At 49.9% G+C, this 16289-nt stretch carries 14 protein-coding genes; 13 read left to right on the top strand and 1 reads right to left on the bottom strand.

Annotated features, from left to right (window positions below):
* Window positions 1–90: 90 nt before the first annotated feature.
* The 12 genes from CFI10_RS15870 (at window position 91) to CFI10_RS15815 (ending at window position 13888) form a co-directional block, all read left to right on the top strand.
* Entirely contained in the window at window positions 91–1197 is a 1107-nt protein-coding gene (locus tag CFI10_RS15870) for a glycosyltransferase family protein (RefSeq protein WP_206836266.1), read from the top strand.
* 261 nt (window positions 1198–1458) lie between these two features.
* Window positions 1459–2430, top strand: coding sequence for an IS30 family transposase (locus CFI10_RS15865; RefSeq protein ID WP_206836262.1), 972 nt, complete (start codon window positions 1459–1461; stop codon window positions 2428–2430).
* On the top strand, window positions 2418–3599 hold the full coding sequence (locus tag CFI10_RS15860; protein ID WP_206836260.1) for an O-antigen ligase family protein: 1182 nt from the start codon (window positions 2418–2420) through the stop codon (window positions 3597–3599). The genes CFI10_RS15865 and CFI10_RS15860 overlap by 13 nt, the downstream gene beginning before the upstream one ends.
* Before the next feature lie 243 nt (window positions 3600–3842).
* Window positions 3843–4859 (top strand): glycosyltransferase family 4 protein, encoded by a 1017-nt coding sequence (locus CFI10_RS15855; protein ID WP_206836256.1) that lies wholly within the window; start codon window positions 3843–3845, stop codon window positions 4857–4859.
* Entirely contained in the window at window positions 4860–7040 is a 2181-nt protein-coding gene (locus CFI10_RS15850; protein WP_206836253.1) for a bi-domain-containing oxidoreductase, read from the top strand.
* Window positions 7041–7379: 339 nt separating this feature from the next.
* On the top strand, window positions 7380–7973 hold the full coding sequence (locus tag CFI10_RS15845; RefSeq protein WP_206836251.1) for a hypothetical protein: 594 nt from the start codon (window positions 7380–7382) through the stop codon (window positions 7971–7973).
* A 102-nt stretch (window positions 7974–8075) separates the two neighbouring features.
* Complete coding sequence (locus CFI10_RS15840; protein WP_206836248.1) at window positions 8076–9284, top strand: aspartate-semialdehyde dehydrogenase; 1209 nt, start codon at window positions 8076–8078, stop codon at window positions 9282–9284.
* Complete coding sequence (locus CFI10_RS15835; protein WP_206836245.1) at window positions 9281–10027, top strand: WecB/TagA/CpsF family glycosyltransferase; 747 nt, start codon at window positions 9281–9283, stop codon at window positions 10025–10027. Before CFI10_RS15840 ends, CFI10_RS15835 begins: the two co-directional genes overlap by 4 nt.
* A complete protein-coding gene (gene galE / locus CFI10_RS15830) occupies window positions 10024–11049 on the top strand; it encodes a UDP-glucose 4-epimerase GalE (protein WP_206836242.1) in 1026 nt (341 codons plus the stop codon). The genes CFI10_RS15835 and galE overlap by 4 nt, the downstream gene beginning before the upstream one ends.
* Before the next feature lie 143 nt (window positions 11050–11192).
* Complete coding sequence (locus CFI10_RS15825) at window positions 11193–11645, top strand: REP-associated tyrosine transposase (RefSeq protein ID WP_206836239.1); 453 nt, start codon at window positions 11193–11195, stop codon at window positions 11643–11645.
* 272 nt (window positions 11646–11917) lie between these two features.
* Window positions 11918–13408 (top strand): Fic family protein, encoded by a 1491-nt coding sequence (locus CFI10_RS15820; RefSeq protein ID WP_242530021.1) that lies wholly within the window; start codon window positions 11918–11920, stop codon window positions 13406–13408.
* Between the two features lie 123 nt (window positions 13409–13531).
* The gene (locus CFI10_RS15815; RefSeq protein WP_206836234.1) at window positions 13532–13888 is read left to right on the top strand and encodes a VanZ family protein; all 357 of its coding nucleotides are present in this window, start codon (window positions 13532–13534) and stop codon (window positions 13886–13888) included.
* Window positions 13889–13912: 24 nt separating this feature from the next.
* On the opposite strand, the gene CFI10_RS15810 is transcribed toward CFI10_RS15815, so the two are convergent.
* Window positions 13913–15259: an O-antigen ligase family protein gene (locus tag CFI10_RS15810; RefSeq protein ID WP_206836231.1), complete on the bottom strand. Its 1347-nt coding sequence runs from the start codon at window positions 15257–15259 to the stop codon at window positions 13913–13915.
* A 150-nt stretch (window positions 15260–15409) separates the two neighbouring features.
* On the opposite strand from CFI10_RS15810, the gene CFI10_RS15805 reads away from it, so the two are divergent.
* Complete coding sequence (locus CFI10_RS15805) at window positions 15410–16264, top strand: SPOR domain-containing protein (protein ID WP_206836228.1); 855 nt, start codon at window positions 15410–15412, stop codon at window positions 16262–16264.
* Window positions 16265–16289 lie beyond the last annotated feature (25 nt).

Below are 16289 nucleotides of genomic sequence, written 5' to 3'. Positions count from 1 at the left end.
GCGAACTTAAAGCCGTACTCGAAACTGTAGAGCACGATCAATCTTGACGTCAATAAACTCAAATTTAATAAATACTAAATATTCAATAATATGAAAATACTAATAGTATCTTTTTTTGATCTTGAAGAAACAACGCCAAGAGCTTTTCGGGCAAAATCACTGTACAAGACACTAAGAAACCTCGGTCATGAGGTGGAATTTATCTCAGCTCGAAAAAATAGTAAATTAGAAAAAAACGTTAAACTCAAGCAGCCAGTATCAAAAATACGACGATTAATGCGGTCCGCTATAGGTGGCGTATTATCAAAATCACTACCAGATGGGAAAAATTTTTTTGAGGCCATAAAATTAATATTTGAGATTAAATCAAAATATGTGGATTTAACAATATCTATCGGCCTCCCATTTACCGTGCATCTTGCTACTTGGCTGGCTATTAAATCAAACCGTTTAGAAACAACCTATGCTGTGGCTGATTATGGCGATCCTTACAGCACAAACCCAGTCAGTAAAAAACCGTTTTATGCTAGAGGTTTGGAGCGGATCATACTAAAGGAATTTAATTACGTGACTGTGCCTATAGAATCATCAGCAGTCGCCTATGAAAATATACTGGTGCCAGCTGGCAAGATAAAAGTAATCCCGCAAGGCTTTGATTTAGAAGCCGATTATTCGAAAAACTATAAAAAAAACCCCATTCCATCTTTTGCTTTTGCTGGCGCATTATATAAGAAGATACGCGATCCTTCAGCCTTTCTTGATTTTTTATCAAAAATTGAACGTGATTATGTTTTTCATATCTACACTGATCTTTCTAACTCACACACAATAAGTATTTTGGAACCTTACATATCAGAGCTAGCGGGGCGCATGAAATTACATGCAAAGATTCCACGCGATGAATGTCTTGAAATTCTCTCCCGTATGGATTTCTTGATAAACTTCTCCAATGCAACAAGTATTCAGGCGCCAAGTAAAATTGTTGATTATGTGCTCTCGTCTAGGCCTTTCATAACAATATGTCAGGAAAATTTTGATATGAATGAGTTTATTGCCTTTCTCAATAATGACTTTACCTCGTTTGTGGAGCCGAATATATCTCAGTACAACGAGATTAATGTAGCAAGAAAATTCGCTCAATTAGCAAGCCCCGATGCTCCCAAAAAAGGGGATAGCGTAAAAAATGTGTTCAGCTAGTATAATCATCGGATGATGCCATTAAACTGGTGGCAGTTTAGGTCTGTAAATCTTAGTTAGAAGCCCGTCATAGCTGTGCCTCTTCCTGCAGGTGCTGCCGCTGGGTTAATAGAACTCGAATAGTAATTGAGCAGTATTTATTCCAGATTTCCTGAATTCAGATAATAACCGCAACACTCATGTGATGAACCTGGTCGGAAAGAGGCCAGCTACCGAAATGTGGTAGCCTTGTTTTTCGACCAAAAAAAACGAGTTTTCCACATGAGTTATCGGCAGCTGACCGAGGGCCAACGATACCAGATTTCTACGTTGCTCTCACTGGAATTTTCACTAAGAGAAATCGCTAAAAAACTTAACATTGCTCCATCGACTGTCAGTCGGGAGTTACATAGAAATACAAGTACAGCAGGTCAATATGACCCTAATACAGCTCAAAAACGTGCATTAATGCGCCGCTTGCAGTCAAAACCTAGGCGAATATGTGAGAACACAAAGAGTGCCGTTGAGTTCATGCTGAAGTTAGATTGGAGTCCTGAACAAATATCTGCTATCTGTGGCCGCATCGGTTATCCAGTGAGTCACGAGTGGATCTATCAGCACATACTAAACGATCACGATCATGGTGGTTCGTTGTTTACACATCTAAGGCATAAGCTAAAGCGCTATAAAAAACGGTTGCATAAACAACGTGGTCGCATTCTAGGTCGTCGCTCAATACATGATAGACCTGAAATCATTAATCAACGAGGCCGCTATGGTGACTGGGAGATCGACACTGTCATTGGTAAACGAGGAACAGGTGTTATCGTGACTCTATTAGAGCGTAAGAGTCGGTTTTATTTGGTCAGAAAAGTAGATACCAAACATGCGGGTGCAGTGGCTGATGTAGCAATCGAAATGCTCCAGCCTTTTAAAGAACTCGTTCACAGTATAACCGCCGATAACGGTTTAGAATTTGCTGATCATGAGCGTATTGCCCGTGAGCTTGAAACTGATGTTTACTTCGCAGATCCATATGCGTCATACGAACGCGGTGCAAACGAAAATGCCAATGGGCTCTTGCGTCAGTATATACCCAAGGGTACAGATTTACGGGGCCTCAGCCAGTCGCTGATAGAGCAGTTTCAATCAAGGTTAAACCTGCGGCCAAGAAAAATATTAGGGTTTATTCAACCTGATGTAATTTTTAAAGAGCAATTGCAACACACCATGAGCGGGTGTTGCAGTTATTAGTTGAATTCACGTTTTTAAAAAAGGTAGGCGAGTTGAAAGTTTCTAAAATCAGTTTCATAGTCGCAATCACTTTATTTTTTTTGATGTCTAGAGTCGCCATCGACGTTATTTGGTCTGATAGTAAACCAGCTACAGTTGTAGGGTACTATACAGTTTTTGGGCTTCTGTTATCAGTGTTCTTTTTAAAGCAAGGTAAGACGAATGCCAAGCTTATCCCATTAGTGATTTTTTTGTTTCCATGCACATTGTTTGCAAGCCAGATTAACAGCGAAGTTCCTCTATTCGTACACATTAAATTCGCGCTGACAGTCTTTATTCCTTGCCTTTTTTTGGTTTCTGTTACAAATGTACCTGGGTTGATGTATCAAGCAAGTCTAGTGTACAAGAAATATCTTTCGTTCGGAGTCATTTTTTTACTAATGATTGCTTCCTACATAAGCTATATTCAAGAGGCGATGCCAGGAGAGAGCTACTATCAGCACTATTTAAATACACCCAATCATGTAATTGCACAGTCACACTTAAAAGCCAGCCTCCCATTAATTACCTCGGGCCTTCTTTGGGTAGCAATCCCTTTTACTTTGATCTTTGCTTTGAACGTACGGTCGGTGATGCTTGCTTACATTATGAGCTTGATCGTTACGCACAGAAATCTTCTCCTTATGAAGAATACGTTTCGAAAGTTGATAATATGGGGACTACCTTTATTGATCCTGATATTGGTTAATGTGGATTGGGTTGAAGTTTACGACAGGGTCGTTTTTAAGGGGCGAGATGCTGCTCATGCAGGTAGCGTTATAGATGCCGCTTCAAGCGGTCGCCTAAGTATTTATAAATTTTATTTGACATACATTGAAGAAAATTTTGGAATAAAAGAATGGATCGCTGGGGTTGGTCCTATTTGGTTGCAGCCAGGTGGTCCTTCTCTCTCTGCACATAATGATGTCCTCAATATTTTCATTTCATTTGGATTGCTTGGACTAATAAGCATAATTTCGTGTTACTGGTATTTTTATAGAATGCTATCAATTTCTGGGAAGTTAATATTTGCTATATCATTTTCAGTGTTGTTTATCACTAACGGCGTAGTCTTTCATCAGTCTAATGTGCTTTTCTCTCTTCTTTACATCTTTGGGTACCTCGAAAGAATTCCTTCACAGCACCGGTAGCTATGTTATACCTATGCTGCATGTACGTCCTAAGTTACCGCCGGTTAATAACCAGTATCTCGAAGTTAACCGCTTTGAACAGCCAATTTAACTCCATATTTAGGAAGCATACCCCGAAAGTTTTTTACCATATATGTAGCGATAACTTAAATGGTGGATGAAAATTCTTCATGAAATTTAAGTATGAAGCTATGGCATTCAGTTTTATATAACTGCTCATTTTTATTTCTTAGTAGAGGTTAAATGAAAAGAATTCTTATTTGTGGGCCTTTGCCGCCACCTATCGGTGGTGTTTCTGTTCATGTAAGTCGCCTGTTTGATTTATTATCTAATAATAGCTTTCATGTTGCTATTTGTGATGAATCTTCTATACGAAAATATGATTTTCTTAATATAAGAAGCTTATCCTTTATAAAATACATAAGGCTTGTCAAGAATTGTGATATTGTTCATATACATTCTTCTGTTTCACTATTTCGCTTAGTACACCTTTTATTTTCATTCATATTTAGAAAAAAAATTATTGTTACAATCCACTCATGGCGCTCAGGATGCGTCAATAGTTTTTTGTGGCGCAAAATTTTAAATTTAGTAGCTGATAAGGTTGTTGTGGTAAGTAAGGATATAAAACAAAAACTTTCAATTGACGAGTCAAAAATTGAAGTTCAACCTGCATTTATCCCACCCCAATCCCACTCTTCTGAGATGCCTTTAGATATACTTGATTTTATTAGCAAGGCACGTGACGCACACAAAAAAATTATTGTTTCCAATGCGTTTAGATTAGCGCAACACAACGGTCAAGATCTTTATGGTCTTGATCTATGTGTTGAAGCTTTTTCGAATATTGAAATAAACTCACAGGCTGTATTGGTATTTATTATATCTGATCCTGAATATAATCATGCTCAAATAGAGAAAATCATGGTGTCTGTCAAATCACAAAGGCTTGAATCTTGTGTGCTAATTTACCGCGGCGCTATCGACTTTTTTAATTTGCTTCAGCATGCAGATGTATCTGTTAGAGCGACTAATACTGATGGTGATGCACTTTCTGTCAGAGAGTCTATTTACTTAGGGGTTCCATGCATCTCTTCAAATTGTGTAAAGCGCCCTAAAGAAGCAATTCTTTTTAATAATAGATCTGTAAAATCTCTTACGGATAAAATAGTGAAAACGATTACTATAAAAGAAAACTCTAATACATTTGATGCTACTAATTATTTTGATATCTACAGAAAGATTTACTTAGGAAAATGAATGAAACAAGTCACCCAAACCCTCCGCACCGGTGTTGTCGAAGTCAACGATGTTCCTGTTCCCGCGCTGTCCGATAAATATGTTTTGGTTCAAAACACTACCTCGGTGATCAGTGCCGGCACAGAGAAAACCAAGATCGATATGGGCAAGAAAAGCCTGCTGCAAAAAGCCAAGGCCCGCCCCGATCTGGTCAAGCAGGTGATCGGCAAGATCAAAACCGAAGGGCTGAAAAAGACCCTGCAAACAGTTAACTCTCGTCTCGACTCGCCTTCACCACTGGGCTACAGCTGTGCCGGCACGGTGGTGGCGGCCGGTGGTCTGGTCGAAGGTATCCAGCCGGGTGATCGTGTGGCCTGTGGCGGTGCCGACTATGCCAACCATGCAGACTTTGTGGCAGTGCCGAAAAACCTTGTGGTTAAGGTGCCCGATAACGTCAGTGATGAAGAAGCCGCCTTTACCACGGTGGGATCTATTGCCCTGCAGGGTGTACGCCTGGCCGAGCCGCTGCTGGGTGAAACGTTTATGGTTGTGGGTCTTGGGCTGTTGGGGCAGATTGCGGTTCAGTTACTGAAGGCTAATGGCTGCAACGTGATCGGCACCGATCTGGATTCTGTTCTTGTCGCGCGTGCTGAGGGCTTTGGCGCAGTGGGTGTGCCGCCGGGTGCGGATGTGGTGTCTATCTGCAATGCCATGACGGCAGGGCAGGGGGTTGATGGTGTGCTGGTCTGTGCCGGTAGCTCCAGCAATAGCATTATCGAGCTCTGTGGTGAGGTCACCCGTGAAAAGGGCCGAGTGGTTGTGGTCGGCGCGGTGCGTATGGATATCCCGCGTGAGGATTACTTCAAGAAGGAGATCAGCGTGGTGATCTCCCGTTCCTATGGGCCGGGCCGGTATGATCCAGTGTATGAGGAGAACGGTAACGATTATCCACTGGCTTATGTGCGCTTTACCGAACAGCGCAATATGCAAACCTTCCTCAGCTTGGTGTCGCAGGGCAAGCTGGATGTGAAAAGCCTGATTACGCACCGCTTTGATGTGGACCAGGCCGCCACGGCGTATGCCTTGATCGAAGGGGCCAAAACCGAACCGTATTTGGGCATCGTGTTGCAATACCAGCCGCAGCCTTATCAGCCGAGTCAATCCAGCCGTATTGCCGTGTCGTCAGCCCCTGTTACCGGCGACAAGGTTAAGCTCTCTTTCTACGGTGCCGGTAACTACGCAACGGCCAGCCTGCTGCCCCCGATGCAGGCCAGCGGTCAGGTGGCTTTCAGCGGCTTGGTCACCGCCAGCGGCCGTTCGGCGCAGGGTGTGGCCAAGCAATTCGGCTTCGGCTTTTGTGCCGGCAGTTATGATGAGTTGTTGCAGGGTGATACCGATGCCATTGTGGTCACCACGCGCCACGACACCCATGGCAGCGCTGTGCGTGATGCACTCAAAGCCGGCAAGCATGTGTATGTGGAAAAGCCCCTGGCAATGAGTGTGGCTGAACTGGCTGATATTCATGCGGCCCACCGCGAAGCCGCCAAAGCACAGGTAATGGTGGGCTTTAACCGCCGCTTTGCCCCTGCGACCGAGAAGGTGCGTGAGCATTTCGATGGCGTTAAAAGCCCGCTGGTGGTGAACATCCGCATCAATGCAGGACACATACCGGCAGACCACTGGATACAGGACCCACACACCGGCGGTGGCCGCATGATTGGTGAAGGTTGTCACTTTATCGACCTGGCTTCAGCTCTGGTGCGTAGTAACGTGAAAACCGTGTACGCCGTGGGCAGCGCCAAGGCAGAGAAGTCAGCTCTGCTGAATGACAACCTGTGCGTGACGCTGACCTTTGCCAACGGCAGTGTGGCCAACATCACCTACACCGCCGATGGTTCCAAAGCGATGCCGAAGGAGTACATCGAGGTGTTTGGCGGTGGCCGCTCGGCGCAGATTCATGACTTCAAGGAGGTATCCCTGTTCAGTGGCGATACCGACAACAAAACCCTCAAGCTCGGTGTACAGGACAAGGGCCAGAAAGCCATGATCGCAGCTTGGCTGGATGCCCTGAAATCAGGCTCCCCCTGTGTTGATTACGATTGCCTGATGACAACCAGCTTGGCAACCGTCATGGCGGTCGAATCCATGGCCGTGGGTATGCCGCTGCAGGTGGAGTTGGGGGTGTTGGAGTTGAATGGTTGATCTGTACGCAATTTGGCGTACAATGAGGTTGTTATGGGCTACAAGGATGTTAAGGCTCTTGTACTGACCTGCTTGCAGTCAGGCAATATCCTTCACGCAAGCAGAGGTGATATTGATACCAAGAACCTGCTTTGCACCGGACAGGTTACGTCGGAAGAGGTCGCGGAAATTATTCGGCGGTCGCGTGGGAGTGATTATGTATGCAGTCCCCACCACAGTGTCAGTGGGGTGGATGTGCATATCATTCAGAGGTCGCATAAGGGTGTTGCTTGGTACATCAAATGGTACTTCGTTGAGCCAAACAGTATTTTTATCAGCGTGCATCATTGAGGTGGCAGCATGAAAGTGTATAAAGTGGGCGATTCACAGACCGTGATTTGTGAACATTGCGGCACGCTTGAGCGGGCAACTTTCAAGCTGAGGGATGTGCCTTTCAGCAATGCTAGCGGCATTGTCAAAAACGTATTGGTGGGTGTGTGTGATTGCTGCGACCAGGTTTGTGTAATACCGCATCAATCGACCCCTGCGATCCGTAAGCAGCTGGATTGTCAGCGTAAAGCTGTCGAAAGCCGCTTGCCGGCCCATATGCTTGATATTCTTGGCCTTGCCGCCTCTGAATTGGGCGCTGATACTGACTTTGTGCCAACACTGGTCAAATACTACATCCACCTGTTGGCAACCCACCCCGAGGGTGCCAATCAGATAGGTGAATTGCTAAAAAGTGAACTGGCCAGTGGTAAGGCAGACAAGCGGCTCTCTTTGAAGGGTAGACGGGTTGCAGAGGAGCTGGAAGCAGTCAAAGCAACGACCCGAATCAAGACCACCACTGAGCTGATCAAGGCTATCGTTCTCAAGATCAACGACGATATTCTGCTCAATAAGCGGGCCAAGCCGTTGGCTGAGTTGAAAAATGTTATCGCTGCCATTGCTTGACATAGCCTCCTTGAATCCAGCTTTGAGCATCTGAATCAACACGTTTTCCCTGACGGCACCCCTATTCAGGGGCTGCCGCTCAATACTTTGGTTGATCTGTTTATGATCCATACACTTGCGCTGAATGACCGCCTGCTGTCCGCTGTACGGGCAGACAGCTTTGCCGGTTATGACCCGTTTGATTCCCTCAATAGCCGAATGCTGCAGGCAACTCCGTTCAAGCGCAGTGAGTTTGTCCGTCTTGCCTGGCTGCAGTTGGGTAAACGCTCGCCCATCAACCTGCGACCGCTGTTGGGCGTGCCCAAAAAGCGTAACCCCAAAGGTGTGGGCCTGTTTATTGCGGGCCTGCTGCAGGATTACCACCGCACAGGTGATACACGCTACCTTGGCGAAGCGCGGGAATTGGCTGATTGGTTGTTGACGCAGCGAAGTGACCCTGATGAATGGCAGCACAGCTGTTGGGGCTATCACTTTGACTGGCAAGCCAGGGCGTTTTATGTGCCTGCGGGTAAGCCGAACATTATCACCACGGTCTATGTGGCGCGCGCACTGTTCGAGCTGGGCGAGCTGATAGGTGATAGCAGGCTGGTTGATGTCGCTTTGGATGCGGCGCGTTTTATCTCATGCCACTTGTTCACCCAAGTGGATGGACGCAGTTTTTATGCCTACATCCCCGGTGAAACCGCCTTTGTGCATAACGCCAGTCTTTGGGGAGCGGCCTGGTGTGGGTTTGCCGGCGTGCGTTTGGGAGATCAGGCATTGGTCGAACAGGCATTGAGCGTTGCGCAGCAGTCGGTCAATGAACAGCGCGAGGATGGTGCCTGGGTGTACGGTGCACGGCACCATCATCAGTTTATCGACGGCTTTCATACCGGCTACAACCTGGAAGCCTTGTGTATGCTGCGTGACGCTACCCAGACCGATCGGTTTGATAACGCCATTCAGCGCGGTTATCGCTACTACGTTGACAACTTTTTTGAGTCCGATGGAACGGCAAAGTACTACAACACCAACCGTTACCCCATTGATATGCACAGCTTCGCCCAAGCGGTATTTACTCTGCTTAAAGTGGGCGGTGGTGTTGCAGATCGTCAGCTTTGTGACAAGGTTGTGCAGCGTGCGATTGAGCTGATGTACCAGCCGAAAAAAGGGCAGTTCATCTATCAGAAGACGCGTTGGGTAACTAACCGAATCAACTACACACGTTGGACCCAAGCCTGGGCGTATTATGCGTTGGCGTTTTATAACCGGCATACAGCCGATGGTAATAAGTCTGCATCGACAACGGCCAATAAGGTGTGTGCTGAATGAACAGGATTGAGTTGCTTAACTGCCCCATGGACGTAGCGAGCATGGAGGAAACGGTCGGTCTGATCGATGCAGCTGTGGCGGCGGATCGTTTCACCCAGCATGTGGTCGTCAATGTCGCCAAGATCGTCAATATGCAGCAGGACCTACAGTTGGATGCCTCGGTGCGCGAGTGCGACATTATCAATATTGATGGTATGGGTGTAGTACTCGGCGCGCGGCTGCTGGGTCATAACGTACCCGAGCGGGTGGCCGGAGTGGATCTGTTCCACGAACTGCTGGCGATGAGTGCAAGCAAGGGCTACCCGGTTTACCTGCTGGGTGCAAAAGATGAGGTGGTTGGTGAAACCGCCCGCCGTGTGCAGCAGCTGTACCCCGGCCTCAAGCTGGCCGGTTACCACCACGGCTACTTCTGGGATGATGAGGAGGCGATGGTTAACAAGGTGCGGGAATCCGGTGCACAGCTGTTGTTTGTCGCCATCACATCGCCCAAGAAAGAGAACTTCATCAACCGCTGGCGTGATCAATTGGGCGTTACCTTTGTCATGGGTGTGGGTGGCACCTTCGATGTAGTGGCCGGTAAGGTAAAACGTGCTCCTGTGTGGATGCAGAAGTGGGGCCTGGAATGGCTGTATCGTGTTATTCAGGAACCACGCCGTATGTGGAAGCGCTACCTGGTGACCAACAGCAAGTTTGCCTGGATGTTGTTGAGGGCGAAGTTGGCAAAGTGGTTGGGTAAGGCATGACAGATACAATCCTCGTCACCGGTGGCGCCGGTTATATCGGTTCACATACAACACTGTGCCTGCTGGAAGCCGGTTATGAGGTGGTAGTACTGGATAACCTCTGCAACAGCTCGGCGGAATCATTACGCCGCGTGGAGCAGATCTGTGGCCGTGCGCCGTTGTTTGTGCAGGGTGATATTCGCGACCGCGCCTTGATGGACAGGCTGTTTGCCGAGCATAACATCAGTGCGGTGCTGCACTTTGCCGGGCTGAAGGCGGTCGGCGAGAGTGTCGAACAGCCGCTGCGTTACTATGAGAACAATGTGGCCGGCAGTATAACCCTGTGCCAGGCGATGGCGGCGGCGGGGGTGTTTACCCTGGTGTTCAGCTCATCGGCCACGGTGTACGGCGAGCCGGATACCATGCCGATCCGTGAAGATTTCCCCACCGGCGAGCCGACCAACCCTTACGGTCGCTCCAAATTGATGGTGGAGCAGGTGCTGGCCGATCTATCCCGTTCGGACAACCGCTGGCGCTGTGCCCTGTTGCGCTATTTCAATCCGGTGGGGGCGCATGAAAGCGGCCTGATCGGTGAGGATCCCAAGGGGATTCCCAACAACCTGTTGCCCTACATCAGCCAGGTGGCGATCGGCAAGCGCGAGGCACTGGCGGTGTTTGGCGATGATTACCCCACAGTAGACGGCACCGGTGTGCGCGACTACATCCATGTAGTGGACCTGGCCCGCGGCCACCTGCTGGCGCTGCAGTCACTGACCGAGCGCAGCGGGGTGAACATCTGGAACCTGGGCACCGGCAACGGTTATTCGGTACTGCAGATGGTACAGGCGTTCGAGCAGGCCTCCGGCCGCCCGGTTCCATACCGCATCGAACCTCGCCGTGCAGGGGATATCGCCGAATGCTGGGCAGACCCAGTCAAGGCGCGCGAAGAGCTGGGTTGGCAGGCCGAACGGGGCCTGGATGTGATGATGCAGGACACCTGGCGCTGGCAATCACAGAACCCGGAGGGGTATGGTTCGATGTAGGAGCGACATTTATGTCGCGACCCTGCTTAGGTCGCGAGGTAAACCTCGCTCCTACAGGGTGGGTGCATTGTTGTTGTGTAGGAGCGACATTCATGTCGCGACCCGTTTGAGTCGCGACCATTTTTCATTCCAAGGAGGGAATAATGAAAAGGCCAGGATATGCCGCGCTTCGCAAAGGGCGCTGCTCGCTCGTGAATCATGTCTATCATCTGACGGCTGTAACTGCGCATCGCACGCCTTTTTTCAACGATTTTTATCTGAGCCGCCGGTTGATCACCGCGCTGCATGAGACTGCCGCTGACGCTGAAACCCTGGCATATGTGGTAATGCCGGATCACTTTCACTGGTTGATCAGGCTGCAACATGAACAGGCCGATATCTCCCGGTTGGTTCAAGGCGTCAAAGCGAAAACCACGTACTACTACCGGCGCCAGTTTGGCCCCCGACCGATATGGCAAACCGGATTTCACGACCGCACACTACGCCGCGATGAGCAGATTCTAAAGGTTGCGCGCTATATCCTTGCCAACCCGCTGCGCGCGGGTATCGCAACCCGTTTGGGCCAATACCCGCATTGGGATGCGATTTGGGTGTGATGTGTGGGGCCGGGTCGCGAGATAAACCTCGCTCCCACATGCCCCACTCCCACAGGATGTTGGTGCATTGTTGTGATGTAGGAGCGATCTTCAGATCGCGACCTTGCTTTAAGCATTGACATAGGGTTTTTATGTGGCATTAGGCATATATCGGTGATATTTTATTCCTTTAAAGGGCTTTTTTTTATAAAAAATGACGATTAGGAAGATTTTCTGCGTGTTGGGGCGGGCTGGGGACTGATTTGGCGAATGAGTTGATAGGTTATGCGTACTTGGCCAATCTCCCGGCTGTTCAGGCACAGGAGGTTGAGGTCGAGTGCCGGGTAACATCGGTTAAGAAAAAAGAGATTATCGGTGGTGTTATAGCCATACCCAGGGCGCTCATGCCATCGCCCGTCGACTCTGTACTGGGTCATATTCTTTTTGCGCTCAAGCATGAAGGGGTGAACCTCCAAATCCTTGCCCAAGCACTCCCGCTGATTCCCGCAGAGGAAATGTTGTCAGCCTTTTCTGCATCACCAAATGGAAAATATATTCGTGTGGCGTGCTACCTGTGGGAGCACTTTACACACACTGTTTTGGCCCGTGACGCCGAGGATATTCCAGGTAAGTATCAGCCACTGTTTGACCCGGAGCGTTACATTACCTGTGAGGGCGAACGCAATCGCCGATGGAAGGTGTTATTTAACGGCTTGGGAAGCATCGATTATTGTGTCACTGTCCGGAAAACAGAGCTGATACAGGCGGGTATCTCAAAGCAGGTGTTGGATGGGGTAAGGGACTTCACCGAGCAGCTCGATCCTCAGATGCTGCATCGAGCGCTGGCGTGGGCGTACTTGAGTGAAACCAAGAGCTCGTTTGAAATAGAGAAGGAGGTCCCGGACGACTCCAAAGCCCATCGTTTTGTGAACCTTCTGAAAAAAGCGCATGAGAAGCGTTTAATTGATGAAGATTTTCTGGTCGACCTGCAAAACCAGATCATCTCCAATAAATTTGACTGGGCAAGTTCCTTCCGATTGGAACAGAACTACATGAGCAATGGCTATGGGGCCGCGGGGGTAACCTATATTCCGCCACCGCCGGATTTGTGCCGCACCCTCATGGAGCAGTGGATGGGCTTTGCGAATCAACTCCCCGCTGGATCGGTTGATCCGATCATCACCAGTGCTGTGATCTCCTTTGGGTTTGTATTCATCCATCCTTTTATGGATGGAAATGGCCGTATATCGCGTTTCATGTATCACCATGCTTTGTGCCAACAGGGGAGGCTGGATAACGGATTGATACTTCCAGTCTCGGCGGTGCTGCGTGATCGTGAGCTGGATTATTTGAATGCGTTGACTTCTTTTTCGGAAAAGACCCGGCGTTTCTGGAACGTCGAGTGGATAAGCGCTGATGAGGTGTACTGTACTTTCACTGGCCACGACGCAATTTATCGGTACTGGGACGGTACCGCCTGTGCTGAGCTGATGTTCAGTGCCAGCGAAGAGGCTGTTGAGCAGTACATGAAAAAAGAGGTCTCGTACCTACAGCGCTATGATCAACTTAAACGTCGCATTGATCGTGAGTTCGACGTTGCAGATAAGGTCCTATCGGCTTTGGTCATGCTATGCCTTGATCAGAAAGGACGGGTTTCTCAAAAGCGGCGTGATCAATACCAGTATCAAGTACCGGAAGACCTCTTTGATGCAATTGAAGAGGCTTACCGAGAGTTGTTTCGAGAGAAGGATAGCGGTGAAGCGACCGCTGATCAGCCCGAGTAGCCTCCTCTTTGCTTTGGACAGCTAGTGCCACCCAAAGCGCAGCGTAACCTAAGATACCGCGATTCAATTCTGCAAAGCAGAATGTGTCGTTGGAGTGTTCATGTGCAATTCGGTTTTTTCACAATGCCATTGATTTTCAACCGGCCGGTGCGTCTGGCTCTGTTTATGGGCTGTTTGACCCTGCTGCTGTACGGTCTGTTCCGGCCGCAATCGCCGCCGGATCTGTTTAGCCATTCCGATAAGTGGATGCACTTGCTGGCGTTTTGTGCGCTGGGCCTGTGCGCCCGGTTGGCATTTTGGGAGTGGCGCGGGCATTTGGTTTGGCCGCTGTTGCTGTTGAGTGGCCCTTTTCTGGAGTATGCGCAGCAGGTGGTTCAACCAGCGCGGGTATTCAGCGCCATGGATGCTCTGGCCAATACAGCGGGAGTACTGATGGCCATGTTGATATTGTTTGCTGCCGAGAAATGGGTCGCGAGGTAAACCTCGCTCCCACAAACCTCGCTCCTACGCCTCGCGGCGCCGCGTTTTGCGGTGTTGTCCGGCCAGAACCGCCATGGCACACAGGGTCACAAAGGTAGCGGCGTTGGCGGGTATCTGCAGGTTGAAGTCGGTAGAGGAGTGGATCAGGATGCCCAATATCCCCATGGCTGCACCAAAGCCCATACCGCTGCGGTACCAGGATTCGCGTCGCCAGAGGGCCTTCAGTGCATGGTAAAGCGCCAACAATACAAACCCGCCCAGCAGGAGAAAACCGATCAGGCCGTACTCAATGGCAAACTGCAGGTAGTCGTTGTGTGCATGGTCATAATGCAATGGCACATCTGGCCCCGGGTAACGCTGGAAGCTGCTCTCGAAGCTGCCTGCACCAAAGCCGAAGATGGGGCGTTCCATCAACTGTACCCAGCCATAGTCGAACACATCCAGACGTAGCTCGTTTTTACGGGCGATGACTTGCTCGCCGTCCATCACGTTTTCAACTCGGGTGTTGACCAGGCGGTCCTTGAGTTTGTCGAGGCCAAAGAACTGGCTGATCACCAGTACGTCGATGATGATCAGGCTGGCGAGGATCAGGCTGTTGCGCAGGCGATTTTCCTTGTTGAGCAGGATAAACAAGGCGCCCAGAATCATCAGCGAGGCAAAGAAGGCGGTGTTGCCCATGCGCGAGCGGGTCATGACCAGCGCGATCACCATGATCACCAGTCCAAGTCGCAGCCGTGCCTTGGGGCCCATCAGCATTTCCAGCAGGTTGGTCCAGCGGAAAGGAGCGCCGTCACGCAGTGCCAGTAACAGGCCGATACCCACGCCCAGGGTCATCACGAGATAGCCGGCCAGGTGGTTGCGGTTAACGAAGGTGCCGGTGGCGACGCCGAAGTAGCTGTCTTTGGGTACGAAGAACAGCCATTCAATACCGGAGAGTGTCATCAGGCTGCCATAGAACCCTTGCAGAGTGCCGCTGACAACCAGTGTTGCTGCCAACAGTGTCAGGCGGTTACGGGTGTGGAACAGGCCGATAATCAGGATAAACAGCAGGCTGTAGCCTATGCCCAGCATAAGATAGTGCAAGGTGCGCCCCGGATCGGTACTGATCCCGCTGAGCCATTGAATCACGGTCCAGCCCTGCACCAGCAGTAGCAGCCCGAACAGTGGCAGGGCGGGTTTGAGTGCCGGGTTGGAACTGACGCCTTTCTGCAGTTGTAATATTGACCAGCCGCCGCACAGCAGTGCCGTCAGCAACCAGAACAGGGCTGCCGACCATTCGCGATTGCTGCCCAATGGCAGAGGCAGCCAGAACAGCAGTGCCAGGGTGGCAATGATGAGGCTGGTTTCCAGGCGGGAACGGGGCTGGTTCATGCAGGGGACTGTCCTTGTTTTTTAAGGTGCAATATTCGACAAGGCGAACAATACTAATGACTTGGGCATGGGCTGACCAGTGTTGAGTTTGGCTATAATGCACGCTTTGTGTGCGGTGCGCACACTTTTCGGGCAAGCAAGGGAGTGAGCGTGAAGCGCCATCATTTCGTGGGGGTGTTGCTGCTGTTATCAGTGCTGGTATCCGATTTTCAGGCATTGGCTGATTCACCTTCACATAGCCGGCTGAGTCAGGAGCTGATGACGGATATCGAGACCTGGCAGGCACTCGCACGCCAGGGTGATGCCGATGCGATGTTTAACCTGGGGCAGTTGTTTCGGCGTGGCATCGGTATCGAGGCTGACATTCATCAAGCCAAACTGTTTTACGAGCAGGCCGCCGCGCTGGGGCACTCGGGCGCACAACTGAATCTGGGTACGCTGTATTATTTCGGGCCGGATAACCCCAATATCGAGCAGGCTGCGTATTGGTGGCAACAAGCGGCTGAGCAGGGCGAGGGCCGGGCGCAGTATCAACTCGCGTTGCTTTACCTTAACCTGCCTGAGCCTGACCTGTTGGAATCCCTGGCCTGGATGACGCTGGCGCAGCAGAGCGGTGATGTCAGTGCTGTTCAGGCATTACCCCAGCTTCGCAGCAGGCTGCCCGAGTCGGTGTTGGCTGCATTGCCGCAGCGTCTTGCCGAGATGGAGCCGCGTAAAGTGGCCGATTCGGGCGCAGATGATGCGGCTGTATACCGGGTGCAATTGGCGTCTTTGTCTGATCAGGCCGCCGCCGTGGGCATGCTGCAGCAGTTGAGGCGCGATTATCCCGGGCTGTTGGCGCCTTTGTTGCTGAAGGTGCGCTCGGTTGAACTGGAAGGTAAAGAGATTTACCGCGTACATGCGGGCGCCTTTACAAAACGGGCCGATGCCGATGCGCTGTGCGGTCAGTTGAAGGCGCGGGGGCAAGGCTGTTTTGTGGTTGAAATTCAAACACTTGTTGTATGATTATGTAACAACAAGGTAACAGATT

The organism is Marinobacterium iners (assembly GCF_017310015.1).
Classification (GTDB): Bacteria; Pseudomonadota; Gammaproteobacteria; order Pseudomonadales; family Balneatricaceae; genus Marinobacterium; species Marinobacterium iners.
This window is presented reverse-complemented; position numbering and strand designations above follow the sequence as displayed.

What these genes read in the sequence shown, in the direction of transcription:
- CFI10_RS15870 (WP_206836266.1), top strand. Translation starts at nt 91, where the DNA reads ATGAAAATACTAATAGTATCTTTTTTTGATCTTGAAGAAACAACGCCA.
- CFI10_RS15865 (WP_206836262.1), top strand. Translation starts at nt 1,459, where the DNA reads ATGAGTTATCGGCAGCTGACCGAGGGCCAACGATACCAGATTTCTACG.
- CFI10_RS15855 (WP_206836256.1), top strand. Translation starts at nt 3,843, where the DNA reads ATGAAAAGAATTCTTATTTGTGGGCCTTTGCCGCCACCTATCGGTGGT.
- CFI10_RS15850 (WP_206836253.1), top strand. Translation starts at nt 4,860, where the DNA reads ATGAAACAAGTCACCCAAACCCTCCGCACCGGTGTTGTCGAAGTCAAC.
- CFI10_RS15845 (WP_206836251.1), top strand. Translation starts at nt 7,380, where the DNA reads ATGAAAGTGTATAAAGTGGGCGATTCACAGACCGTGATTTGTGAACAT.
- CFI10_RS15840 (WP_206836248.1), top strand. Translation starts at nt 8,076, where the DNA reads ATGATCCATACACTTGCGCTGAATGACCGCCTGCTGTCCGCTGTACGG.
- CFI10_RS15835 (WP_206836245.1), top strand. Translation starts at nt 9,281, where the DNA reads ATGAACAGGATTGAGTTGCTTAACTGCCCCATGGACGTAGCGAGCATG.
- galE (WP_206836242.1), top strand. Translation starts at nt 10,024, where the DNA reads ATGACAGATACAATCCTCGTCACCGGTGGCGCCGGTTATATCGGTTCA.
- CFI10_RS15825 (WP_206836239.1), top strand. Translation starts at nt 11,193, where the DNA reads ATGAAAAGGCCAGGATATGCCGCGCTTCGCAAAGGGCGCTGCTCGCTC.
- CFI10_RS15815 (WP_206836234.1), top strand. Translation starts at nt 13,532, where the DNA reads ATGCCATTGATTTTCAACCGGCCGGTGCGTCTGGCTCTGTTTATGGGC.
- CFI10_RS15810 (WP_206836231.1), bottom strand. Translation starts at nt 15,259, where the DNA reads ATGAACCAGCCCCGTTCCCGCCTGGAAACCAGCCTCATCATTGCCACC.